Here is a 24,231-nt window from a genome sequence, read left to right as displayed (position 1 = left end):
TCTACGCCAAAGCCAAGGTTCGCGCCACATGGACAAAGCTGTGGACGATAGCGGGGATAAGGGGGCCGAGACCTCAGCCGCGCGACGTCCTGTCCCGCATCCTGTGGTGTTACGCGGTTACTCTACCATATCTGGAGTGGAATTTCGATTCGAGTGGCGGGTTATCCACCGCTTTTGGACGTGAATTTATTTCTTGTTTGCTTCCTGCCACTTACGGGGTGCGTGCAGAAACGCCTCGACCTCGTCGAGTGTCGCGGCGGCAAAGGCTCCCTGCGCGCGCGCCTCGGCCAGCACGTCCCACCATGTGCAGAGGTGGTGGAGCGCCACGCCGTGATCGCCGAGGGTGCGCTCGGTCTCGGGGAAGATGCCGTAGTAGAAGATCACCGCCGTGTGCGCGCAGGTGGCCCCGGTCTCGCGGATGGCATCGACGAAGCTGAGCTTGGAGCCGCCATCGGTGGTGAGGTCCTCGACCAGCAGCACGCGCTGACCCTCGGCCATGGTGCCTTCGATGCGGGCGTTGCGACCGTAGCCCTTGGGCTTCTTGCGGACATAGGTCATCGGCAGGGCCATGCGCTCGGCCACCAGCGCGGCGAAGGGGATGCCCGCCGTCTCGCCGCCGGCGACGTTGTCGAACGCCTCGAATCCGGCCTCGCGCATCACGGTGATGCTGAGGAAATCCATCAAGGTGCTGCGGATGCGCGGGAAGGAGATGAGCTTGCGGCAGTCGATATAGGTCGGCGAGGGAAGCCCCGAGGCCAGCGTGAAGGGGGTGTCCGCGTTGAAATGCACAGCGCCGCTCTCCAGCAGCATGCGGGCGGTGAGGCGGGCAATTTCATCCTTTGGGGGGTAGGTGGCGGGGATCATGGCGTGGTCCTTGGGTCTGGGCGGTGTGCCGAAGAACTATGATGCCTCCGGCGGGGATATTTCGGGCAAGATGAAGCTCAGTCCACCCGCCAATGGAGCGGAAAGCCGGGGTCGAAGACGGTGACGGGGCCGTCGCCGGTGTCAATCTTGTCGGGGTAGGGGACCGGATCGCCCTTGGTCAAGGTGATCCGCGCCTCGTTCGGGGGCAGGCCGTAGAAGGCTGGGCCGTTGAGTGACGTGAAGCCCTCGAGCCGGTCGAGCGCGCCCTCCTCTTCGAACACGTGGGCGAGGATCGAGAGCGTGTTCGTCGCGGTAAAGCAGCCGGCGCAGCCGCAGGCGCTTTCCTTCAACGGGTCGGTATGGGGCGCACTGTCGGTGCCGAGGAAAAACCGTGCGTCGCCCGAAGTGGCGGCAGCGCGCAGGGCGAGGCGGTGGTCCTCACGCTTGGCCACGGGCAGGCAGTAGTAATGCGGTTTGATGCCGCCCACTAGGATGTGGTTGCGGTTGATGACGAGGTGATGGGTGGTGATCGTGGCGGCGAGGTCGCGGTCCTGGGATGTGACATAGGCCACGGCATCCGAGGTGGTCACATGCTCCATCACCACACGCAGCCCCGGTGTGGCGCGGCGGATGGGATCGAGCACGCGGTCGATAAACGCCGCCTCGCGGTCGAAGATGTCCACCTCTGGGTTGGTCACCTCGCCATGCACGCAGAGCGGCAGACCGACCTCGGCCATCTTCTCCAGCACGCCGCGCACGCGGTCGAAATCGCGCACGCCGGAGGCCGAATTGGTGGTGGCCCCAGCCGGGTAGAGCTTGACCGCCGTAATCAGTCCCTCGGCATGGGCGGCGGCCACGTCGTCCGGGTCGGTTTCTTCCGTCAGGTAGAGCGTCATCAGGGGGGTGAAGTCCATCCCCTCGGGCAGCGCGGCCATGATCCGGTCGCGATAGGCGCGGGCTTGGACGCCGGTGACGACCGGCGGCACGAGGTTCGGCATGATGATGGCGCGGGTGAAGTGGCGCGCGCTCTCTGGCAGGACGGCGGCCAGCATCGCGCCGTCGCGCAGGTGCAGGTGCCAGTCGTCGGGGCGGCGGATGGTCAGGCTCGATTGCATGGTCCGAGCGCATACACAATCGCGCGCGGCTGCGCCAGTGCTAGCCGTCGCGTTCCGCGAGACGGGCCTGCGCCCTGCTCAGCGCGTTTCGGTAGCGCGGGCCGCCCCGTTTCCGGGCCAGCGCGTTAGTGCAAAAGAGCACGGTAAGCCCGTCACGCTGCTCGTTGACCAGCCGACGCAACAACGGGAAGAGATATCCCTGTTCCTCTCGGCGCTTGCGCCAGAGCCGGGCGAGGCTCTGGCAGTTGAGTTTGTCCGCGCTCATTTGAGCGAGGATGCGCGGAAGTAAGCCCATCTGCGAGAGCGTCTCCTCGATGGAATAGCCAAGGTGGCGGGTGCGGAAGCGCAAAACGTTGCTGCGGTTGAACAGTGCCGAGTGCATGGCATCGAGTTCGATCTCGGGATCGTAAAGCAGCACCGCGTGGGCGGCGGCGTCGAGCATGTCGGGTGCATAGCCGTAGCGGTCGGTGAAGGAGGTGCGGCGCATGGCCAGATAGCGGTCATCCCACTCGGCCACGCGCGGGTCGAGCGTGGCCTGCGGACGCAGCATCAGCACCTTTGCCCCCGGCGCGGCCACTGAGAACGCGGCTGCGGCATAGCCGCGGGGCCCCGCGCCGTAGAAGATCACCTGCTCGAACTCGTCAAAGAATCCGTCGTCGATCAGTCGGTCGAAAAAGCCGTAGACGCGGGCATCGCGAAACCACGTGTCGCCGTTGCTGAGCAGGCACAGATGCGACCAGCCGAGCGCCTCGAGCATGGTCCAGCCGAAGGGGTGCGCGCGCTCCGAAAGCAATTCGAGCCGGTCGAAGCTCTCGAAAGTGACAAGCAGCACCGGCTTGCGCTCGCAAAACAGCGCCGCGTGCTTGTTCCCCAATGGTTGCATGTAGCCGTCATCGCCGATCACCGTTTCGGCGCGGTCGAGCCAGTCCTGCCAGTCACGCCCCGTGAGATCGGCACTGGTGATATCGCTCTTGTCTTGCATCCGCTCCGACCTTGTCTGCTACACACTGCCCCGTCGCGGGTCTGCAGCCCGCTTCGAGGTCAGAAATTGCCGTTCGAATGGGGCGAAACTTGGGAAAATCCGCGGGCTTTCTGCGAGGTCGCAGGTGACGAGGGTTGCGGGTGCGCGCCCTTGACCGGGGCACGCGGGCCATGCAGTTCTGTGCGGGGCGAGGAAGACGGAGGTCTGGCAGGTGAATATCCCCCAATCCATTGGCGCAGTGCAGGACATGCTCGGCGCGCAAGGCTATGTCTGCGGGCGCGCTCTGGGCACCGTCGCCTTTCTCGCGCTGCGGCTCGGGCGGCCCTTGTTTCTTGAGGGTGAGGCCGGAACCGGCAAGACCGAGATCGCCAAAGCGCTCAGCCTTGCGCTGGGCCGCCGCCTGATCCGGTTGCAATGCTACGAGGGTCTTGATGCCGCCACCGCCGTATACGAGTGGAACTTTGCCGGGCAGATGATCGCCATCCGCACCGCCGAGGCCGCGGGCGGGGTGGATCGCGCACATCTCAAGGACGAGGTTTTCACCGAGGAGTTCCTGATCGAGCGCCCGCTGTTGCAGGCGATGCGGCCGCAATCAGGCGGCGCGCCGGTGCTGCTCATCGACGAGATCGACCGCACCGACGAGCCGTTCGAGGCGTTCTTGCTCGAAGCCCTGAGCGATTTTCAAGTGACGATTCCCGAACTGGGCACCATCGCCGCCCCCGAGCCGCCTATCGTCATCCTGACGTCCAACCGTACCCGCGAAGTGCATGACGCGGTCAAGCGACGCTGTCTCTACCACTGGGTGGAGTACCCTGATTTCGACCGCGAGATCGAGATATTGCAGGCCCGTGCCCCGGAGGCTGCCGAAGGCCTCAGTCGCGAGGTTGTGGCCTTTGTCCAGCGCCTGCGCACCGAGGACCTGTTCAAGAAGCCGGGCGTGGCCGAAACGATCGACTGGGCCAAGTGCCTGCTGGCGCTCGACGTGGTTAGCCTTTCCCCCGAGGTGATCGCCGACACCTTGGGCGCGGTGCTCAAATACCAGGATGATATCGCGCGGTTACAAGGTTCGGAAGCCAAGCGTATTCTGGATGAGGCGCGGGCGGGACTGGCACCTGTCTGATGTTTTTTCTTGATCGAAATACGCCGGGGGCGTGGGGGCAGTGTCCCCACGAGACGCCATGACCGAATCCGCGCCATTCGATCTGCCGGACAACCCGAAACTCACCCATAACATCGTCCATTTCGCCCGCGCGCTCAGGGCCGCCGGGCTGCCGGTGGGCCCCGGGCGCGTGATCGACGCGGTGCGCGCGGTCGCGGCGGCGGGGTTCACCTCGCGGTCTGATTTTTTCTACGCGCTGCGCGCCTGCTTGGTGACACGACCCGAGCACCTGACTGTTTTCGCTCAGATATTCCGCCTCTACTGGCGCGATCCGCGCTACATGGAGCACATGATGGCGATGATGCTGCCCGCCATTCGCGGCGTGCAGGAGGACCGTGGCGCTGCCCCCGCGGAGAAGCGCGCGGCGGAGGCGCTGCTCGACGGGGTGGACCGGGCACCGGCCGAGAGCGACGGTGAGGATCTCGACGAGGAGACGGTGATCGAGATCGACGCCACCGCCACCATGTCGCGCGAGGAGCGGCTGCGCAGGCTCGATTTCGAGCAGATGTCCAATGCCGAGATCGCAGAGGCGAAGCGGATGCTGGCGCGGCTGTCGCTGCCGGTGCGTCCGCTGGCCTCGCGGCGCGGGATCGCCGATCCGCACGGGCCGAGGCTCGACGCGCGCGCGAGCCTGCGGGCGGCGCTGCGGCGGGGGGGGGAAATGCGCCGAGTGCATCGCAAGACCCCGCGGGAGCGGTGGCCGAACCTTGTGGTGCTTTGCGATATTTCAGGGTCCATGAGCCAATACAGCCGCATGGTCCTGCATTTTCTTCATGCCGTCGCCAATCGAAAGGGGGTCGGTTGGGCGCGGGTCCATGCCTTCACATTCGGCACGCAGCTCACCAACATCACCCGCCACCTGGCCACTCGCGACGTCGATGCGGCCCTTGCCGCCGCCGGAAAACAGGCGCAGGATTGGGAGGGCGGCACGCGGATCGGCGCTTGCCTGCACGCCTTCAACCGCGACTGGTCGCGCCGGGTGATGGGGCAGGGGGCGGTGGTGCTGCTCATCACCGATGGGCTCGACCGCGAGGAGGCGGGACAACTGGGCCACGAGATGGAGCGGCTGCACCTCTCGGCGCGGAGGCTGATCTGGCTCAATCCGCTGCTCCGGTGGGACGGGTTCGCGCCCAAGGCCCAAGGCATCCGGGCGATGCTGCCGCATGTCGACGCGTTCCGCGCCGGCCATTCGGTTGCCACTCTCGAAGAGCTTGCCGAAGCGCTCTCGCGCGTCGAGGATGGCGGTGAGAGAGCGCGCCTGATGGCAGCGATGGAGGGGTGATAAGGCATGACGGACCGGTTTGACGATATTCCCGAGACCGCGCTCGCCTGGCACCGGACGGGCAAGGGGGCGGCGCTCGCCACCGTGGTCGAGACCTGGGGCAGCGCGCCGCGTCGGGTGGGCAGCCAGTTGGCAATCAGCGGCGAGGGCGAGATCGCGGGCTCGGTCTCGGGTGGTTGCGTCGAGGGCGCGGTGGTGGTCGAGGCGCTGGACGCCATAGAGGCGGGCCGCCCGGCGATGCTCGAATACGGCGTCACCGATGACGACGCTTTTGCCGTGGGGCTCGCCTGCGGTGGTACGATCCGGGTGCTGGTCGAGCCGGTGGGGTCGGTCATGCCCGAAGACGTGCTGGCCGACTTGGTGCTGGCGCGGGAAGGCCGGGTGCCGGTTGCCTATGTCACCGGCATGACGGCCCGGCGGCGGCTGGAGCGCGAGGGGCACGAGGTGCGGTTCCGCATGGACCGCTCGGGCTTCGAGGAGGACGGCGAGACCTTCGTCGCCATCCACAATCCGCCGCTTCGTCTCATTGTCGTGGGAGCCGTGCACATCGCGCAGGCGCTGGTGCCGATGGCGCGGATCGCGGGCTTTGACCCGGTGGTGATCGACCCGCGCGAGAGCTTTGCCTCGGAGGCGCGGTTTCCGGGCGAGACGGTTCTGGACGACTGGCCCGACGAGGGCTTGCGCGCGCTGGGGCTGGATGGGCGCACGGCGCTCGTGCTGTTGACGCATGATCCCAAGCTGGACGATCCCGCGCTCGGGGAGGCGCTGCGCTCGGAAGTGTTCTATATTGGTGCCTTGGGCTCGACCCGGACCCATGCCAAGCGGGTGGCGCGGCTGACCGACGCCGGATTTTCCGAGGTCGAGATCGCGCGCATTCACGGCCCAATCGGCCTCGATATCGGGGCGGCGGGGCCGGCAGAGATCGCGGTAAGCATCCTGGCCCAGATGACGCAGGTTCTGAGGAAAGGCACATGAAATTCGGCGCCGTGCCGCTGGATCAGGCAGAGGGTGCGATTCTCGCCCATTCCGAGCAGGTGGCCACGGGGCGGTTGCGCAAGGGGGCGGTGCTGGGCGCGGACGAGATCGCGGCGCTGGCGGCGGCGGGCTATGATCATGTCACTGTCGCGCGATTGGAGGCGGGCGACCTGCACGAGGATGCCGCGGCCGATACGCTGGCGCGCGCGCTGCATGACGGGGCCGACGGGATTGGCCTGAGTTCCCCGTTCACGGGCCGCGTGAACCTGATAGCCGAGGCGCCCGGCGTGGTCTGCCTCGACGCCGCCGCCATCAACGCAGCCAACGCCATCGATTCGATGATCACTGTGGCCACCGTGCCCGACCACCACCAGATCCGAGCGGGCGGCATGATCGCGACGGTCAAGATCATCGCCTATGGTGTGCCGAGTGCGGCGGTGGAGCGCGCGGCGGAGTCGGCGCGCGGTTCGATCCGGCTGGCCACGGCGCGGTATGCGACCGCGAGTCTGATCGTGACGGATGTCCTTGGCGGGCCGGGCGACAAGGGCGCGGAGGCGATCGCCGCACGGGTCACCGGGCTGGGGATGGAGATGGCGGGAACGGCGACCTGCGCCCATGACGCGCTGGCGCTGGCGCGGGCGATCATCGAGGCACCGGGCGAGATCGTGCTCATCCTCACCGCCTCGGCCACCTCGGATGTACGCGACACAGCCCCGGAGGCGCTTTGCCGCGCGGGCGGGCGGCTCATCCGATTCGGGCTGCCGGTCGACCCCGGCAACCTGCTGTTTCTGGGTGAGATCGGCGCGCGGCCCGTGATCGGCCTGCCCGGCAGCGCGCGCTCGCCCGTCCTGCACGGGGCCGACTGGGTGCTGGCGCGTGTCGCCTGCGGCCTGCCCTGCGGGGCCGAGGAAATCGCGGCTATGGGGGTGGGCGGGCTGCTCAAGGAAATTCCCACGCGCCCGCAGCCGCGCCGCGGCCCGCGAGGCTGACCGTCGGCGCGCGGTTGGCATGCTCAAGTATCATTTGAGTTTTGCGGAACGGACGCTAGGCTCAGGTCAGGAAGTTACGAACAAAGCAACCGGGAGGAGCCAATGCCAGAGGTCAGCATGACCGTGAACGGCAAGCCGGCGAAAGGCCAGATCGAGGGCCGAACGCTGCTTGTGGAATTCATCAGAGACAATCTCGGCCTGACGGGTACGCATGTGGGCTGTGACACCAGCCAGTGCGGTGCCTGTGTGGTGCATGTGGATGGGCGCGCAGTGAAAGCCTGCACCATCTTTGCCGCCGAGGCAGAGGGTGCCGAGGTGAAGACCATCGAGGGGATGGCCGAACCCGACGGCACGATGCATCCGATCCAGGCTGCGTTCCAGGACCATCACGGGTTGCAATGCGGGTTCTGCACGCCGGGCATGGTAATGTCGGCGGCGGCCCTTCTGGCCGAGAACCCGACACCCACGGAGGCGGAGATTCGCGACTATCTCGAGGGCAATATCTGCCGCTGCACCGGCTATCACAACATCGTGAAAGCGATCATGGCGGCGAGCGGCCAGGATGTGAGCCGGGTCGCGGCGGAATAGGCGATATCGAGGGGGCGCTGCCCCCGCGCCTGCGGCGCTTCCCCGGAGTATTTCGGGCAAGATGAATCGCCGCGGGTCAGGGACGGGGGAGACCCCGGAAGATTCAGGGAGGATCGAGACATGCCAAAGGATGGAGGCATCGGTGCCAGCAGCAAGCGGCGCGAGGACGTGCGCTTTCTGACCGGCACGGGAAATTATACAGACGACATCAACCTGCGCGGCCAGGCCTATGTGCATTTCCTGCGGTCGGATGTCGCGCATGGGCGGCTCGAGAAGGTTGATACCACCGATGCCGAGGGCATGCCCGGCGTTATCCGGGTCTTTACCGGCGCGGATTTCGAGGGTGTCGGCGGTATCCCCTGCGGCTGGCAGGTTACCGACCGGTTCGGCGAGGTGATGCAGGAGCCGGCGCACCCGGTGCTGGCGCAGGGCAAGGTGCGCCACGTCGGCGACCCCATCGCCGCCGTGGTAGCCGAGACCCGCGAGCAGGCGCGCGACGCCGCCGAGGCGATCGTCCTCGATATCGAGGAATTGCCCGCGGTCGTGGACATGAAGGCGGCGCTGGAGGACGGCGCGACCAAGGTCCATGATGATCTCACCTCGAACCTCTGTTACGACTGGGGCTTCGTCGAGGAGAACAAGGCGGCGGTGGACGAGGCGTTCGGCAAGGCCGCGCATGTCACCTCGCTGGAGCTCGTGAACAACCGGCTCATCGCCAACCCGATGGAACCGCGCGTGGCGGTGGGCGACTACAACCGCGCGAGCGACGAATCGACCCTCTACACCACATCCCAGAATCCGCATGTGATCCGGCTGCTGATGGGCGCCTTCGTGCTGGGCATCCCCGAGCACAAGCTGCGCGTGGTGGCGCCCGACGTGGGCGGCGGGTTCGGCTCGAAGATCTACCACTATGCTGAGGAGGCGTTCTGTACCTTTGCGGCGCGCGCGCTCAATCGCCCGGTCAAGTGGACCTCGACCCGATCGGAGGCGTTCATGTCGGACGCACACGGGCGCGACCACGTGACCAAGATCGAACTGGCGCTCGATGCGGACAATAACTTTACCGCGCTGCGCACCGATACCCATGCCAACATGGGCGCGTATCTGAGCACCTTTGCGCCCTGCGTGCCGACCTGGCTGCACGGCACTCTGATGGCCGGAAACTACAAGACGCCGCTGATCTACGTAAACGTCAAGGCGGTGTTCACCAACACCGTACCCGTGGACGCCTATCGCGGGGCCGGGCGGCCCGAGGCGACTTATCAACTGGAGCGCGTGATAGACAAGGCGGCGCGCGAGCTCGGCGTCGATCCGATCGCCCTCAGGCGGCAGAATTTCATTACCGAGTTTCCCTATGCCACGCCGGTGGCAGTGGAATACGACACCGGTGATTACCACGCCACGATGGACAAGCTCGAGGAGATCGCCGACATCAAGGGCTTCGCCGCTCGGCGGACCGAGAGCGAAAAGCGCGGTAAGCTGCGCGGCCTCGGCGTAAACTGCTATATCGAGGCCTGCGGCATCGCGCCGTCGAACCTCGTCGGCCAGCTTGGTGCGCGCGCGGGCCTCTACGAGAGCGCAACGGTACGCGTTAACGCCACCGGCGGGCTCACCGTGATGACCGGCAGCCACAGCCACGGGCAGGGCCACGAGACCACGTTCGCGCAGGTGATCGCCGAGATGATCGGCATCGACGCCGACCAGGTGGATATCGTGCATGGCGACACCGCCCGCGTGCCGATGGGCATGGGCACCTATGGGTCGCGCAGCCTCGCGGTCGGCGGCTCGGCGATGGTGCGCGCCACCGAGAAGATCATCAACAAGGCGCGCAAGATCGCCGCCCACCTGATGGAGGCCTCGGAGGGCGATATCGAGTTGAAGGACGGCCAGTTCACGGTCGCGGGCACCGACAAGTCGGTGGCCTGGGGCGACGTGACGCTGGCGGCCTACGTGCCGCACAACTACCCGCTGGAGGATATCGAGCCGGGGCTGGAAGAGACGGCGTTCTATGACCCGGCCAACTTTACCTACCCGGCGGGGGCCTATGCCTGCGAGGTGGAAGTTGATCCCGAGACCGGGCGCGTAACCATCGAACGGTTTGCTGCCGCCGACGATTTCGGCAACGTGGTCAACCCGATGATTGTCGAGGGGCAGGTGCACGGGGGCCTTGCGCAGGGCATCGGGCAGGCGCTGCTCGAGGGCTGCGCCTATGACGAGAACGGCCAGCTTCTGACCGGCAGCTACATGGATTACGCCATGCCCCGCGCCGATGACGTGCCGTTCTACCATGTCGATCATTCCTGCCAGACGCCCTGCACCCACAACCCGCTGGGCGTGAAGGGCTGCGGCGAGGCCGGGGCCATTGGCAGCCCGCCCGCCGTGGTCAACGCGGTCGTGGATGCGCTGCGCACGGGTGGCAGCAACATCACCCATATCGACATGCCGCTCTCGCCGTCGCGGGTGTGGCAGGCGATGCAGGGCTGAGGGAGGACAGAACATGTATGCTTTCGAGATAGACCGGCCCACCACTCTGGCCGATGCCGTGAAGGCGCTGGGCGCCGAGGAGTCGCAGGCGCTGGGTGGCGGGCAGACGCTCATTCCGGCGCTCAAGGCGCGCCTGGCTGCGCCCGCGCGGCTCGTCGCACTGTCGGGGGTGGACGAGATCAAGGGCATCTGTACCGCCGACGACGGTGCGCTGTGCATCGGCGGGGGCACCAGCCATGCCGACGTAGCGAAGGGCGCGGGAGCCTATCCGGCGCTGGCTAGCCTCGCCGCCAATATTGGCGACCCGGCGGTGCGCAACCGCGGCACGATTGGCGGCAGCCTCGCCAATAACGACCCGTCGGCCTGCTACCCGGCGGCGGTGTTGGCCTCGGGTGCCACGGTGGTGACCACCAACCGGCAGATCGCGGCGGATGACTTCTTTGACGGGATGTTCGCCACAGCGCTGGAGGACGGCGAGATCATCACAGAGGTGCGGTTCCCCGTGCCCGAGAAGGCCAGCTACCAGAAATTCGACCAGCCGGCCTCGCGCTTCGCGCTCGTGGGTGTGTTCGTGGCAAAATACCCGGACGGCGTGCGCGTGGCGGTCACCGGTGCGTCCGAGGATGGCGTGTTCCGCTGGTCCGAAGCCGAGGCTGCGCTCAGCTCCGATTTCTCGGCGGGCGCGGTCGAGGGCCTGAGCCTGTCGGGCGACGGTATGATCTCGGACTTGCACGGCTCGGGCGAGTACCGCGCACATCTCGTAGGCGTGATGACGCGCCGGGCGGTGGCGGCGGCGGGCTGAGGTCCGGTCACGGAATGGCCAGGTCGAGGGCTGCGTCGGGACAACCGGCGCGGCCTGCCTTCATTCACTGACCGCGCGGTTCGAGCACCGTTACCCCGACCGCCGCCGCCCGCGCGAGACCCTCGTCTAGAGACATCGGGATGTATTCGCCGCGTCTCCAGAGCTGGGCGAGGTCGTCGTAATGGCGGCTCAGGAAATGACCCGACTGGCCGGTTGAGGAGACGAACACACTGCTGTCGGGATCGGCGAAATCATAGACGCCGCGATAGCCCGCCCCGTGGACGTTGTGAAACGGGTCCGGCCCTGTACCGCCGCGGGTGCGCCCGCGCAGGAGCGTGTTGTCACCGCCCGAGGTTGATTGGCGGATGTTGACGAAATAGCGCAGGAGCGGAACTTCGCCCAGCACCTGATGATCGTGCGTGGCCTGGTGGGCGTCGCCCCATCGCAGGCTTTCCAATGATCGGCCATAGCGCTCGGATATCCAGATCAGCGCGTCGTCGAGCGCCATCCGCGCGATGTCAGTGCAGGTCTCGCGCGCGGCTGAGTGCCGGATGTCGCACCATGCCGACGCCCCGTCCACGTCGCGAAACACCCGCTCGATGAACACCGGCTCGGGGTGATCGAAGTCGCGTACAAGTGGCCCGAGATCGTCCTCGATGAGCCGCTTCATCAGTGATCGCATCCATGCCGCGTAGATAAGTGGCTCGGGCAGGTGCTCGTTCATCTCGCCGTTCCAGTCGGCCAGCAGTTCTAGCGCGCGCTGGCGCAGGCGCTCTGGCGTGCCCTCGGGGGCGGCCTCGCCGGTGAACCACAGGTCCGCCCCGATCAGCGGCAGGAGCGAGCGCGCGGTAAAACTTACCGTGTCAAGCTGTGCCTCTATGAAACTGTCGCGCGTATGCACCTCGCGCCGCTGCATCAGCTCGCGCCAGCGATGGATACGCTGCGTGTCGCCCCAGTTGTGGCTGACATGCATGGGAAAGGGGCGGTCCACGATCTTGTTGTTGGTATTGCCGAGGATGCCGCCCGAGGGGTCGATGAATTCCGGGTTCGCCGCGGTTGGCAGCATCCCCTGCCAGCGGTTCTCGGCAATCCAGCCGCGCGCGGGCATACGGCCCTCGCTCTCGTGGCGAGCGTCGCGGCGGGGCATCGCGCCGATGAGCTTGAGCGCGATGCCGGTCTCGTCTGCGACCGTCAGGTTCTGCGAGGGCGCAACAAAGAGCCGCGTGCTCTTGATCGCCTCGGCGACCGACCCCGCCTGCATGAGCCGCATGGCGGCAGTCATGGTGGTGTCATCGCCCGAGAGCGCTGTCCAGTTCACCGCCGCCACATGGCCCTGCGGCGTCACCTCGCCGAGGTCGTAGTGGCTGCCGGGCAGGACCGGGCCGTTTTCCGTCCAGCGCAGAGTGAGGGTGACGGGGTCGGCGTCCTTGACTTCGACGATCGAGCGCGTGGTGCGAAAGGGAGCCCAGCCATCGGGTGTTAGGTACTGGTTCGAATCATCTGGGTTGAGCCGTTCGATGACTACGTCCTGATCGTCGAGGTAGGACGAGGTTAGCCCCCAGCCCAGCCGCGCGCTACGGCCTGTCAGGATAGCGGGTATGCCGGGAATGGTGCCGCCGATCACCCCGCCCGTCTCGAGCTCGAGTCGCGCAAGATACCAGATCGACGGCGCGGAAAAGCCTAGGTGCGGATCGTTGGCCAGCAGTGTGCCGCCCGATGCGGCGCGGTCCGGGGCTGCGGCCCAGGCATTGGACGCCCCTGCGAATGCGCGCTCCTTGAAGGGCGAGAGCGGGTGGCTTTGGGCATCCGCCTCCGCCGCGCGGGCAAATTCCGCGTCGGGGAACAGGCTTGCGTAATCGGGCAACGCCGCGATGCCGCCGCCGGGCGCGTCCGGGAGGATGTCGTCGAGCCGGTCCTGATCGTCGAGCGCAAGCGAGACGCGCGCGCGAAGCACCTCCTCGCTCAGATGTCCCGACAATTGCACCGCCATCAGCTTGATGAGCGCAATCGAATCGGCAGGCTGCCACGGGGCCACGGGGGCGTTGAACATGAACTGCTCCGGTGCACCACGCCCCAGCGCCTCACGGTTGATCTCGGTCAGGCGGGCATTGACCCCGTCGGAATAGGCCTTGAGCGCCGCCAGCGTCTCGGCATCTTGCGCAGCGACCGAGGCCCGCGCGAGATTGTAGAGATCGAAACGCCTGAGCGTGGTGTCGATCTTGACGGTACGCGGCCCGAATACCTCCGACAGCCGTCCCTGCACGGTGCGGCGCATCATGGTCATTTGCCACAGTCGGTCCTGCGCATGGGCATAGCCGAGGCCAAAGAAGGTGTCGGCGTCGGATTCACCGAAGATATGCGGCACGTTTGCATTGTCGCGCACGATCTCGACCGGGTCGGAAACCCCCTCGACGGCGAGCCGCTTGTCATAATCCGGCAGCGAGCGCGCGAGCAGCATATAGGCGAGAACCATCGCCACCAGTGCCAGCGCAACCAGCCCGCCCGCGGCACGCAACAGCCATTTAAGGATCACCGGCATGGGCGGTGCCTTTCCGAGTTTGTGCTTGCATCCCCGCCGGGGATAGTCAGAAATCCGGGGCGAGACAATGGGCACGCGACAGGAGGAAAGCGACATGGCAAAACTGGCATTTCTTGGATTGGGCGTCATGGGCTACCCGATGGCCGGGCATCTTCAGGCGGCGGACCACGAGGTCTGCGTCTTCAACCGCACCGCCGCCAAGGCCGACAAATGGGTGGCCGAGCATGGCGGACGGTCTGCCGCCACACCGCGGGAGGCGGCGCAGGGCGCCGAATTTGTGATGGCCTGCGTAGGCAACGATGACGACCTGCGCAGCGTCTGCCTGGGCGATGATGGTGCCTTCGCCGGCATGGCGGAGGGCGCGATCTTCGTCGATCACACCACCGTATCGGCGAAGGTCACCCGCGAGCTTTATTCGGCGGCGCAGGCGCGCGGCGTGGGCTTTGTCGATGCGCCGGTCTCCGGCGGGCAGGCGGGGGCCGAGAACGGGCAGCTCTCGATCATGTGCGGCGGCGACGAGGCCGTCTATGCGCGGGCCGAGCCGGTGATGCAGGTCTATGCCAAGCTCTGCCGCCGCATCGGAGAGAGCGGCGCTGGGCAGATGACCAAGATGGCCAACCAGATTGCTATCGCCGGGCTGGTTCAGGGCCTCAGCGAGGCGCTGCATTTCGCAGAGGAGGCAGGGCTCGACGGGCGCGCGGTGGTCGAGGTTATCAGCCAGGGGGCGGCCGGTTCATGGCAGATGTCCAACCGCTACGAGACCATGCTCGATGACAAGTGGAACCATGGATTCGCGGTGGACTGGATGCGCAAGGATCTGGGTATCTGCCTCGATACCGCCGATGAGGTGGGCGCGAGCCTGCCGGTGACCGCGCTGGTCGACCAGTTCTACAAGGACGTGCAAAAGATGGGCGGCGGGCGCTGGGACACCTCCAGCCTGTTGGCGCGTCTGCGCAAGCTGGGCTGAGACCCGGCCGCGGTCAGGCGACCTCCCGGTCGCCTGACAGCCATTTGCGCGTGTCGAGCGCGTCAAGGACCAGCGACACTGTATCAATTGCCAGCAGGATCAGAAGATAGCCCCGGTAAGCGGGAGCGATATCCTGCGCCAGCAACCACGCCACCAGCCCCAGCATCGGTGTCCAGATCGCCACATGCGGCAGCGCCATAAGCTTGGAAAACCCGCGCTCGGCCAGCATGATCGCGCCGTTGAGCAGCATGGCGCCCACCGCCATCGCTGCGACCCACACGCCAGAGGGGTGCGAGACAAAGGTCAGGGAGGCAGCGTTTACTGGCACGAGAAACACCGCCACCCAGAGCTGAACCCAGAGGGGCAGGCGGCGGTAGCCGTGCCAAATCTCGCGGATCATGCGCACGCTCCCGGTTTCTTCTTGGCAAAAATACTCAGTATCCGCCGCTGCCGCCAGCGGTCAGGCCGCGCGTGGGCGCATCGCCAGCCAGATGAGCGCACCGCCCGCGAGTGTAAGGAACGGCACCATTGCAACGTTGACAGCAGTCCAGCCGGCCTCTGCTGTGCCGCCCGAGCAGTTCATCAGCCCGCCTGAGGCGAGCGAGGCGAAGGTCACGCCGCCGAACACGATGAGGTCGTTCATCCCCTGCACGCGGCCCCGTTCATGCGGCTCGTGCTCTCCTGCAAGCATGGCCGTGGCCCCGATAAAGCCGAAATTCCAGCCTAGTCCCAAGAGGATGAGCGCGGCGTAGAACCTGTCTATCGTTACCCCTGAAAGCGCCACCGCGCCGGCGCCCGCGAGGATGACGAGGCCGGTGGTCACGATCCGTTCGACCCCGAATCGCGCAATCAGGTGGCCGGTGAAAAACGACGGGATATACATTGCCAGCACATGCGCCGACACGATATCGGCGGCGTGGCTGGGCGTGAAGCCGCAGCCCACCACCGCGAGCGGTGTCGAGGTCATCACCAGGTTCATCAACGAATAGGCCACCGTCGCGCAGATCACCGCCACGGCGATGCGCGGGGTTTTCAGCAATTCGAGCCGCGAGCGTCCGCGCGGCGCGTCATGCGCCGGCACCGGCGGGCGCGGGATGTCGAGCAGCAGGAATAGCAGCGCCCCCACGAGGTTGACCGCGATCACCGCGAGGTAAGTGCCGAGAAACGGGATCACCATGCTCATCGAGGTGAGCTTGACCAGTTGCGGGCCGACGATGGCGCTCAGGAGACCGCCTGCCATCACGTAAGAGATCGCCTTGGGACGGAACGCGTCGCTTGCCGTATCGGCGGCGGCGAAGCGGTAGAAGCCCTGCGCCGACATGTACGTGCCGGTCAGGAAGCTGCCCAGCAGGAACACCGGGAAGGAGGCGGTATAGAGCCCCCACGCACCCACCGCAGCGCCCACCGCGCCGAAAAGCGCGCCAAGGAAGAAGCCCGTGCGCCGCCCGAAGCGCTGCATCACGTGCGCCATCGGCGTCGCCGACAGCATAGAGCCCAGCACGATGAGCGAGATGGGCAGCGTCGCGAAGCAGGGGTTGGAGGCGAGCGATTGCCCGGCCAGCCCGCCCACCACGAAGATCATCGGCATCTGCGCGCCGAGAACAGCTTGTGCACCCACAAGTACGGCCACGTTGCGGCGCGCACGGCTGTCGTCTTGGGGGAGGGCGGTGTCGGTCATGCACGCAGTGCTAGACCGCGGTCGGGGCGGACGCAAGAGGCTGTGCTCAGCCCTCGTGTGGGCGCACGCGGTGGTAGTCGCCGCTGAGATAGGTGAGCGGCTTTTCCCCGGCCACCGCCAGCGCGCGGACCGATCCGATGCAGATGGCGTGGGTGTTGTGCAGCACGTGTTCCATCAGCACGCAGGAAAAGCTCGTGGCGCGCGGCAGCAGGGGACCGTGCGCCCCGTAGGCGATCTCTAGGTCACGGAATCGGTCCGCCGGGTCGTCGGGCGACGGGCCGGCAAACGCGCGTGCCACGTTTACCGCGTCCTCGGGCAGGACGTTGACGCAGAATGCGCGGTTATCCAGAACCGTGCGTGCGATCCGACTGTCGGCGCGCAGGCAGACGATGACCGAGGGTGGATCGGCCGAGAGCGAGGTGAAGGCGCTCACCGTTGCACCCGCGCGCCCCGCCGACCCGTCGGTCGTTACCACGGTGACGGTCGCCGCGACCTGTCGCATGGCGGCAAGGAAGGCATCGCTGTCCACGACGGCACCGGTAACAGTCACGAGGCTCTCCCTGTCGTTTGCCAGGCATGGGTAGCGGCGAAACGTGCCCCGGTAAAGGCCCGCCCCGGACGGATCAGGTAGCGTGGCCCCGTGTGGTTTCCAAGTGCCGTAATGGCAAGGTCTCGAAAAACGCCATGCGGCGGGGGCTGTCGCCCCCGCCGCGCGTGGCCTGCAGTTACGCGGAGCACAGGCTAGCGCATGATAAGCTCCGGCCCCATGAAGGTATTGGGCAGGATGGTTGACAACCACGGCACGTAGGTGACGATGATCAGGAACACGAAGAGTACCGCGAGGAACGGCAGGGCCGCGCGTACCACCGCCATCATCGGCATCCCCGCCACGCCGGAGGTGACGAAGAGGTTGAGCCCCACCGGCGGCGTGATCATACCGATTTCCATGTTCACCACCATGATGATGCCGAGGTGAATGGGGTCGATCCCCAGCTCGATCGCGATGGGAAAGACCAGTGGCGCGACGATCACGAGGAGGCCCGAGGGCTCCATGAACTGTCCGCCGATGAGCAGGATGATGTTCACCACGATAAGGAACATCACCGGCCCGAACCCCGCCGAGAGCATGGCGTTGGCGATGGATTGCGGGATCTGCTCGTCGGTCAGCACATGCTTGAGGATGAGAGCGTTGGCGATCACGAACAGGAGGGTTACCGTCAGCTTGCCCGCCTCCAGCAGCGTGCGCTGCGTGTCGGCGTGGAAGAACGCCGTCACGAGCGCCTGTGGCTTGCGCAGTAGCGAGGCGTTGCGTTCGTCGCCCTCGGTGGCGAGCGGCCCCATGTCCTTGTAGACGAAACACGCGATGAAGAAGGCGTAGACGGCGGCTACTGCTGCGGCCTCGGTTGGCGTGAAGATGCCACCATAGATACCGCCCAGGATGATCACGATCAGGAACAGACCCCATGCCGCATCCCGGCCCGAGGCCAAGATCTCGCCCCAGCCCTGCCACTCGCCCTTGGGCATGTTGCGGATGCGTGCCATGATGTAGATCGTCGACATCAGCATCCCGCCCGCCACCAGGCCAGGAATGACCCCGGCGAGAAACATCCGCCCCACCGACACATCCACCGCGGCGGCATAGACCACCATCACGATGGACGGCGGGATCAGGATGCCGAGCGTGCCGGCATTGGCGATGACACCGGCGGCGAATTCGCGGGTGTAGCCGACTTGGCGCATCCCCGCGATCACGATGGAGCCGATTGCCACCACCGTCGCCGGCGACGAGCCCGACAGCGCGGCAAACAGCATGCAGGCGAACACACCGGCAATCGCCAGCCCGCCATGCAGGTGCCCCACGCAGGCGATGGAAAAGCGGATAATCCGCTGCGCCACGCCGCCTGTCGTCATAAAGGCCGATGCGAGGATGAAGAACGGGATCGCGAGCAGCGTGAAATGCCCCTCGAAGGCCGAGAACAGGGTCTGCGCGATCGAGGCGAGCGAGGATTCCGAGAACCACAGCAGGAAAAGCGTCGAGCTGAGTCCCAGCGAGACGGCGATCGGCACGCCGATGAGCAGCAGGCCGATGACCAGTGAAAAGAGAAGTGCGACTTCCATCAGTCCTGCCCTCCGTGCTGCGCGCGCACGCTTTCGAGTTCGTCCTCGACCTCGTGGCTGGCCACCAGCCGGTCGTCACGGCCCTGCCAGATGGCGATCGCCACCTGTGCGAAGCGCAGCGTCAGAAGCAGCATTGACAAAGGCAGCACAACGTAAGGGATCGCGCGCGGCATCTTCTCGTATTCCTCGCCGTAGTTGATCCAGTCCTCGACGAACCGCAGAACCTCGGGCATCGGCACGCTCTCGACCTCATACCAGCCCTGCCCGCGGGCGTCGAAATTGAGCCCGGTGGGGAGCCAGCGCCCGGTGGTGGGTGGCAGTTCGGCAAACACCGACCAGTAATCCCACGCGCCCTTGAGCAGAAAGAGAGAGAAAACGAGACAGCACGCCACCGACACCAGCGCAAGCACGCGGCGTGCGGGTGGCGTCAGCATGTTTAGCACCACATCGACGCCGAGATGGGCGCGTTTCTTGACAGCGTAGGACGCGCCGAGCAACACCAGCCAGGCGAACATGAACACGGTCAGTTCCAGTGCCCAGAGAATATTCGAGTTGAACAGGTAGCGCGCGACGACATTGGCGAAGGTCACCACTGTCATCAGGCCGAGAAGCGCGGCGATCAGCGTCTCCTCGATCCGGTCCACCATGCTGTGACGGGTCTGCATCGTTCCCTCCTCCCCGGAGTACTTGCAAAAGGGGCGGGCCAATCGATTTTGGCCCGCCCCGTAGGCCGCGCGCTCAGGCGCGGCACGCGATCTTACATGCTGGCATTGATCGCCTGGGCCGCGTCGATGTTCTCCTGGCCGACATCGTCCGTGAACTGATTCCAGACCGGCTTCATCGCGTCTACCCAAGCGCTGCGTTGCTCGGGCGTGAGCGTGCGCACCTCGCCGCCGGCGTCGATAACCGCCTGCTTGGCAGCCTGGTTGACCTCGTAGGACTCCTTGTTGCGGGTCTCGGTCACCTCGTCCAGGATCGTCAGAAACTGATCACGCACCTCCGGATCGAGGCTGTCGAGCCAGTCGACGCTGGTTACCACCAGATAGTCGATGATGCCGTGATTGGTTTCGGTCACGCCGTCCTGCACTTCGAAGAACTTCTTGCCGTAGATGTTCGACCAAGTGTTCTCCTGCCCGTCCACGACCCCCTGCTGGAGCGCACCATAGACCTCGGAGAAGGCCATCTTCTGCGGGTTGGCACCCAGCTGCTCGAACTGTGCCACCAGCACGTCGGATTGCTGTACGCGGAACTTCAGCCCCTCGGCGTCGGAGGGCTCGATCAGCGGTACGTTGGCCGACATCTGCTTCATGCCGTTATGCCAGTAGGCCAGTCCCTGAAGGCCACGGCGCTGCATGGAATCGAGCAGCGCCTGCCCGTTGTCGGAGGCCTGGAAGGCATCGACGGCGTTGATGTCCTTGAACATGAAGGGCAGGTCGAACAGGCGAAACTGCTTGGTGAACTTCTCGAATTTCGAGAGGCTCGGCGCGGCGAGCTGCACGTCGCCCTGAAGCATTGCCTCGAGCACCTTGTTGTCGTTGTAGAGCGTGGAGTTGGGGAACACCTCCATGCACATCGTGCCGTCCATCTCTTCGTTGACGCGCTTTTCCAGCAGCGAGGCGGCGATGCCCTTGGGGTGTTTGTCGGTGTTGGTTACATGGCTGAACTTGACGACGATCTCGCCGTCGTCGCAGGCGGCCATCGCGGTGGTCGCGCCCGCGGTCAGAGCCAGTGCCGATACGGCAGCGGTCAGGAATTTCATCTTGGGTCTCCTCCCATAGGTTCTGAGTCTTCCACAGCGCCAGTGCGGCGCGGTACGGCCATGGTGGGAGAAACTGGCGCGCCACTCAAGTTTTTGTGCAATTGTCGGGCGTGCTGCCTGTTTTTGAAGCGTGTTCAGGCTATTACACACCACTCTTTGCATGGCGGCCTTGTACTTGCGTCATGGCTTGTGCGGTATTCCGCACTGGGGGCACAGTGATCGTGCGGATTTCCGCACAGTTTACTGGCGGCTTAGCGGCGGTAATCCTCGGGGCGAATCCCGTAGCGCGCCAGCTTGTCGTAGAAGGTCTTGCGTGGCAGCTTGAGCGCCTCCGCCGCCTGCGCTGCCCGCCCGTTCTGCCGCCCCAGTGCCGCGATCAGCAGCGAGCGTTCGAGCCGCGCCATCTGTTCGGCGAGACCCAGCTCCGCCGTGTCGGCACCGCTGTCGGGCATACCCAGTACGAAGCGCATCGCCGCTGACATGAGCGAGCGGGCATTGCCTGGCCAGTCCTGCGCCATCAGCGCGGCGAGGTGATCGGGGTTGATTTCCGGCGCGGCGAGCCCCGCCTGCTCGGCGGCCTGCGCGACGTAGTGACGAAACAGTACCGGAATGTCCTCGGGCCGCTCCGACAGCGCCGGGATGCGGACACGCAGCACCTCCAGCCGGTAATAGAGATCGGCGTTGAAGCGTCCGTTGGCGGCGGCCTGCGCCAGGTCGGCGGTGCTGCCTGCGATGAGCCGCGCCTCGCCGCCGGGGTCGAGCCGGTCGAGCAGGGCGTATTGACTCTCGGTGGGTAGGACCATCACTTCGTCGAGAAACAGGTTGCCGCCCGTCGCTTGCCCGTAAGCGGCATCGAGCCCGTCCGGGGTGAGTCCGGCCGCGGCGCGCTTGATGAAGGGGCCGTTCGCGCCCTTCGACATCAGGTGGATAACCTCGGCCACCTTGGACACGCCCGCACCGGGTGGGCCGGTGACCAGAACCTCGGTGCCCGCGCGCGCCGCCTGCCGCACCGTGTGACGCAGGCTCTCGGACAGACCCGAGGTGCCGAAAATCATGCGCGCCGCCGGATCGCCGGTTTCCAGCTGTGCCTTGAGGTGGCGGTTTTCCAGCACGAGGCGACGGGTGTTGAGCGCGCGGTCGATCACCGCGACGAGCTGTTCGGGCGCGCAGGGCTTTTCGAGAAAGTCGAAGGCGCCCGCGCCCATCGCCTTGACCGCCATCGGGATGTCGCCCTCGCCGGTCAGCAGGATGACCGGCAGTTCGGCGTCGATCCCGTGCGCGTGGTCCAGCAGGTGAAATCCGTCGCGCCCCGGCATGCGGATGTCCGAGAGGATCACGCCGGGGAACTCGGCGGCGATATGGTCCTTTGCCTCGATGAACGATCCGGTGGCGCGCACATTGCAATCCGCCAGTTCCAGAGTCTGCGCCAGCGCTTCTCGCACCGGGCGGTCGTCGTCCACGACGAGTACCTCGCGGTTCATGCCGCGCTCTCCCGCGCGTCGTTCCACTGGTCGAGTTCGATTGTGAATTCCGCGCCGCTCCCGGTGTTGCTGCCGGTGATGCGACCACCAAAGCTCTGCACCAACCCGTAGGAGATCGACAGCCCTAGCCCCATGCCCTCGCCGCCGACATCCTTGGTGGTGTAGAACGGATCGAATATCTTGTCGGGCTCATCGATTCCGGGGCCTGTGTCCCGCAGGCTCAGACGCACCGGTGCGCCGTCGGCGTGTTCGACCGTGATCGCGATGCGACGCTCGGGGCTCTCGCGCATGGCGTCGGCCGCATTGGTCATCAGGTTGACCAGAACCTGCCCCAGCCGGACTTCGCCGCCTTGGACAAAAACCGGTTGCGGCGGCCGCTCCCAGTCGATGGTGATCTTGTCCTTGCGGAGCCGCTCAGTCATCATGTCGAGCGCGGCATCCACCACGGCGCGGATATCGACGCGGCCCATTGGTTCGTTCTCGTTGCGCACGAAGGCGCGCAAGTTACGGATGATACGGCTCATGCGGTGTGCCATCTCATCGATGCGCGCGAGGTTCTCGGCGGCGCGGTCGGGGGCGTCGCGGTGCAGGAAGGCGGCGGCGTTGCTCGCAAATTGGCGGATTGCCATGAGTGGCTGGTTGAGCTCGTGGCTGATGCCGGCGCTCATCTTGCCCAGCGCGCTCAGCTTGCCGGCCTGCACCAGTTCGGCTTGCGCGCGGCGCAGGGCGGCCTCGGCCTCCTGCCGCTCGCCGATCTCGCGCTGGAGCGCACGGTTCGTGCGGCTGAGCGTCTCGGTGCGCTCGGCCACGCGGTGCTCGAGATCGGCATTGGCCGCGGCCAGCGCGCGGCGGCGTTCCTGCGCCAGCAATAGCAGCATTCCGAAGAACAGGAACAGCGCCGCCACCGCCCCTGCCTGAAGCGCGGCAAGCCGGCGTGCCGGGGCGGTATCGACAAGCGCCGCGCCGGTCATGCCGATGCGCGGCACGTCCTGAGCCACTCGCAGCGCCTGCCGTGGCAGGTAGTTGCCGAGGTCGATGTGCCAGATCTCGTGTGGTCCGCCCTCGCTTTGCTCCATCGGCACGGGCGCGCCGCCCGGCGGGATCAGTTGCGCCCGGTCCGATGCCTTGCGCCAGCCCAGAAGCTCGGATCGGTTGGACAGGAACACCGTCCCCGCGCCGTCCACCAGGAACACCGCCGTGCTCATGCCGCGCCAGCCGAACTCCATGTGCTCGGCCGCTGCCACCGAGATTACCGCGCCGGAGACGCTCCCGTCGCGTGCGAAGGTGGGAGCGGCGAATTCGAAGACCCTGCCGCCATGTGCGCGGGCGTCGGCTCGGGCGGTCCCGAGCGCGCCATCCATCGCGCGCTTGAACACCGCGGTGCCGGTAAACGCGCCGCCATGCACATCGGTTCCCGCGAGGATATTGCCCCCGGTATCGGTGTAATATAGGGCTGCCGCTCCGGTGCGGTCCGCAGCGGCGGTCAGAAGGCGCTCGGCCCGGTTCCGCGCTTGCGGCGCCGCCGGTCCGGTAAGCGCCACCAGCGTGGGGTGATCGGCCATCGCCACAACCTGGTCGCGGTAGCGTTGAAGATCGGCCACCAGCCCGCCCACCACCAGCGACAGGTCGGCCTTTCCGCGCTGCACGAGATCGTCCAGGGCCTGCCGGTATCCATATTGCCAGACCGCGCCGGTGATCATCGCCGATACCAGCAGGAACGGAATAACGAGGAAAAAACGTGGGGTCGCGCGCAGCATGGTGCGCAGATTACCGCGTCTGCCGCGCGGTTGGCCAGTGCCAACCGTCTCAGGCGTGCCCGGCATCTGACGACAGCGTCAGCGACGAGATGCCGAGGCGGGTGAGCGCGGTTTCCCATTTGTCGGCATCAATGCTGTCGAAGACCAGATCGGCATCGGCGTCGCAGGTTAGCCAACCGTTCTCTGCCAGCTCTGATTCGAGTTGCTCGGGCCCCCAGCCGGCATATCCCAGCGCCAGAATGGCCCGATCCGGCCCGCGGCCTTGCGCGATATCCTCGAGAATATCGAGCGTCGCCGTCATCCCGAACCCCTCCGCCACATTGAGCGTTGCGATGTCCGAGCGGTAGCCGTCATCGTGCAGCACGAAGCCCCGGCCATGCTCTACCGGGCCGCCGAAATGCACCGGCATGTCGCGCATTTTAGGGCCCGGGGTGATTGACAGGTGTTCGAGCAGGTCGCACATCTGGAGGTCCTGTGCGGGTTTATTGACGATCAGTCCCATGGCACCCTCGGCGCTGTGCGCGCAGAGATAGACGACCGAGTAGGCAAACCGCGGATCGCCCATTCCGGGCATCGCGATCAGGATCTTGCCGGTCAGGTCGACCGGCGCGGTGGACGGCATGGGAGCGCTCATACCCCGAGAATGGGGAGGGGAGCGGGACTGTGCAAGCGGTGTGTTGACGCGCGTGCAG

Annotated in this window: 21 protein-coding genes; 8 read left to right on the top strand and 13 right to left on the bottom strand. The window is 66.2% G+C overall.

The features are described from left to right. Positions 1-186 precede the first annotated feature (186 nt). From CRJ03_RS13195 to CRJ03_RS13185, 3 genes are all read right to left on the bottom strand, one after another. Positions 187-864: an orotate phosphoribosyltransferase gene (locus tag CRJ03_RS13195; RefSeq protein ID WP_104019343.1), complete on the bottom strand. Its 678-nt coding sequence runs from the start codon at positions 862-864 to the stop codon at positions 187-189. A gap of 77 nt (positions 865-941) precedes the next feature. Beyond that, positions 942-1,979: a dihydroorotase gene (pyrC, locus tag CRJ03_RS13190; RefSeq protein WP_104019342.1), complete on the bottom strand. Its 1,038-nt coding sequence runs from the start codon at positions 1,977-1,979 to the stop codon at positions 942-944. Positions 1,980-2,019: 40 nt separating this feature from the next. Continuing rightward, positions 2,020-2,961, bottom strand: coding sequence for a phosphoadenosine phosphosulfate reductase (locus tag CRJ03_RS13185; protein ID WP_104019341.1), 942 nt, complete (start codon positions 2,959-2,961; stop codon positions 2,020-2,022). A 247-nt stretch (positions 2,962-3,208) separates the two neighbouring features. Between CRJ03_RS13185 and CRJ03_RS13180 the strand changes: the two genes are divergently transcribed. The 7 genes from CRJ03_RS13180 (at position 3,209) to CRJ03_RS13150 (ending at position 11,240) form a co-directional block, all read left to right on the top strand. Beyond that, positions 3,209-4,081, top strand: a complete 873-nt coding sequence (locus CRJ03_RS13180; RefSeq protein ID WP_206018377.1) for an AAA family ATPase — start codon at positions 3,209-3,211, stop codon at positions 4,079-4,081. Positions 4,082-4,139: 58 nt separating this feature from the next. After that, a complete protein-coding gene (locus CRJ03_RS13175; RefSeq protein WP_104019339.1) occupies positions 4,140-5,402 on the top strand; it encodes a vWA domain-containing protein in 1,263 nt (420 codons plus the stop codon). 6 nt (positions 5,403-5,408) lie between these two features. Further along, the gene (locus tag CRJ03_RS13170; protein WP_104019338.1) at positions 5,409-6,377 is read left to right on the top strand and encodes an XdhC family protein; all 969 of its coding nucleotides are present in this window, start codon (positions 5,409-5,411) and stop codon (positions 6,375-6,377) included. Continuing rightward, on the top strand, positions 6,374-7,366 hold the full coding sequence (locus CRJ03_RS13165) for a molybdopterin-binding protein (protein WP_104019337.1): 993 nt from the start codon (positions 6,374-6,376) through the stop codon (positions 7,364-7,366). The genes CRJ03_RS13170 and CRJ03_RS13165 overlap by 4 nt, the downstream gene beginning before the upstream one ends. A 102-nt stretch (positions 7,367-7,468) precedes the next feature. Further along, positions 7,469-7,954, top strand: a complete 486-nt coding sequence (locus CRJ03_RS13160; protein WP_104019336.1) for a (2Fe-2S)-binding protein — start codon at positions 7,469-7,471, stop codon at positions 7,952-7,954. 120 nt (positions 7,955-8,074) lie between these two features. After that, on the top strand, positions 8,075-10,438 hold the full coding sequence (locus CRJ03_RS13155; RefSeq protein ID WP_104019335.1) for a xanthine dehydrogenase family protein molybdopterin-binding subunit: 2,364 nt from the start codon (positions 8,075-8,077) through the stop codon (positions 10,436-10,438). Between the two features lie 13 nt (positions 10,439-10,451). Then, complete coding sequence (locus CRJ03_RS13150; RefSeq protein ID WP_104019334.1) at positions 10,452-11,240, top strand: FAD binding domain-containing protein; 789 nt, start codon at positions 10,452-10,454, stop codon at positions 11,238-11,240. 64 nt (positions 11,241-11,304) lie between these two features. Here CRJ03_RS13150 and CRJ03_RS13145 read toward each other — a convergent pair whose 3' ends face one another. Further along, positions 11,305-13,779, bottom strand: a complete 2,475-nt coding sequence (locus CRJ03_RS13145; protein ID WP_104019333.1) for a penicillin acylase family protein — start codon at positions 13,777-13,779, stop codon at positions 11,305-11,307. A 94-nt stretch (positions 13,780-13,873) separates the two neighbouring features. On the opposite strand from CRJ03_RS13145, the gene CRJ03_RS13140 reads away from it, so the two are divergent. After that, complete coding sequence (locus CRJ03_RS13140) at positions 13,874-14,746, top strand: NAD(P)-dependent oxidoreductase (RefSeq protein WP_104019332.1); 873 nt, start codon at positions 13,874-13,876, stop codon at positions 14,744-14,746. Between the two features lie 13 nt (positions 14,747-14,759). Here the strand turns inward: CRJ03_RS13140 and CRJ03_RS13135 are convergent, their stop codons facing one another. The 9 genes from CRJ03_RS13135 to CRJ03_RS13095 all read right to left on the bottom strand — a co-directional run bounded on the left by CRJ03_RS13135 (position 14,760) and on the right by CRJ03_RS13095 (position 24,173). After that, the gene (locus CRJ03_RS13135; protein ID WP_104019331.1) at positions 14,760-15,146 is read right to left on the bottom strand and encodes a hypothetical protein; all 387 of its coding nucleotides are present in this window, start codon (positions 15,144-15,146) and stop codon (positions 14,760-14,762) included. 60 nt (positions 15,147-15,206) lie between these two features. Next, a complete protein-coding gene (locus CRJ03_RS13130) occupies positions 15,207-16,424 on the bottom strand; it encodes an MFS transporter (protein WP_104019330.1) in 1,218 nt (405 codons plus the stop codon). Positions 16,425-16,470: 46 nt separating this feature from the next. Continuing rightward, positions 16,471-16,974 (bottom strand): flavin reductase family protein, encoded by a 504-nt coding sequence (locus CRJ03_RS13125; protein WP_338066353.1) that lies wholly within the window; start codon positions 16,972-16,974, stop codon positions 16,471-16,473. Positions 16,975-17,165: 191 nt separating this feature from the next. Continuing rightward, positions 17,166-18,542, bottom strand: coding sequence for a TRAP transporter large permease (locus CRJ03_RS13120; RefSeq protein ID WP_104019329.1), 1,377 nt, complete (start codon positions 18,540-18,542; stop codon positions 17,166-17,168). After that, entirely contained in the window at positions 18,542-19,207 is a 666-nt protein-coding gene (locus tag CRJ03_RS13115) for a TRAP transporter small permease (protein ID WP_104019328.1), read from the bottom strand. The genes CRJ03_RS13120 and CRJ03_RS13115 overlap by 1 nt, the downstream gene beginning before the upstream one ends. A gap of 92 nt (positions 19,208-19,299) precedes the next feature. Next, positions 19,300-20,301, bottom strand: coding sequence for a DctP family TRAP transporter solute-binding subunit (locus CRJ03_RS13110; protein ID WP_104019327.1), 1,002 nt, complete (start codon positions 20,299-20,301; stop codon positions 19,300-19,302). A gap of 251 nt (positions 20,302-20,552) precedes the next feature. Continuing rightward, positions 20,553-21,782: a sigma-54-dependent transcriptional regulator gene (locus CRJ03_RS13105; RefSeq protein WP_104019326.1), complete on the bottom strand. Its 1,230-nt coding sequence runs from the start codon at positions 21,780-21,782 to the stop codon at positions 20,553-20,555. Beyond that, positions 21,779-23,539 (bottom strand): sensor histidine kinase, encoded by a 1,761-nt coding sequence (locus tag CRJ03_RS13100; protein ID WP_104019625.1) that lies wholly within the window; start codon positions 23,537-23,539, stop codon positions 21,779-21,781. The genes CRJ03_RS13105 and CRJ03_RS13100 overlap by 4 nt, the downstream gene beginning before the upstream one ends. Positions 23,540-23,588: 49 nt before the next feature. Continuing rightward, the gene (locus tag CRJ03_RS13095) at positions 23,589-24,173 is read right to left on the bottom strand and encodes a YqgE/AlgH family protein (RefSeq protein ID WP_240611671.1); all 585 of its coding nucleotides are present in this window, start codon (positions 24,171-24,173) and stop codon (positions 23,589-23,591) included. Positions 24,174-24,231 lie beyond the last annotated feature (58 nt).

Source organism: Roseovarius nitratireducens, assembly GCF_002925845.1.
Taxonomy (GTDB): Bacteria; Pseudomonadota; Alphaproteobacteria; order Rhodobacterales; family Rhodobacteraceae; genus Roseovarius; species Roseovarius nitratireducens.
Note: the sequence above shows the minus strand (reverse complement) of the source record. Positions and strands in the feature narration are given on the sequence as shown.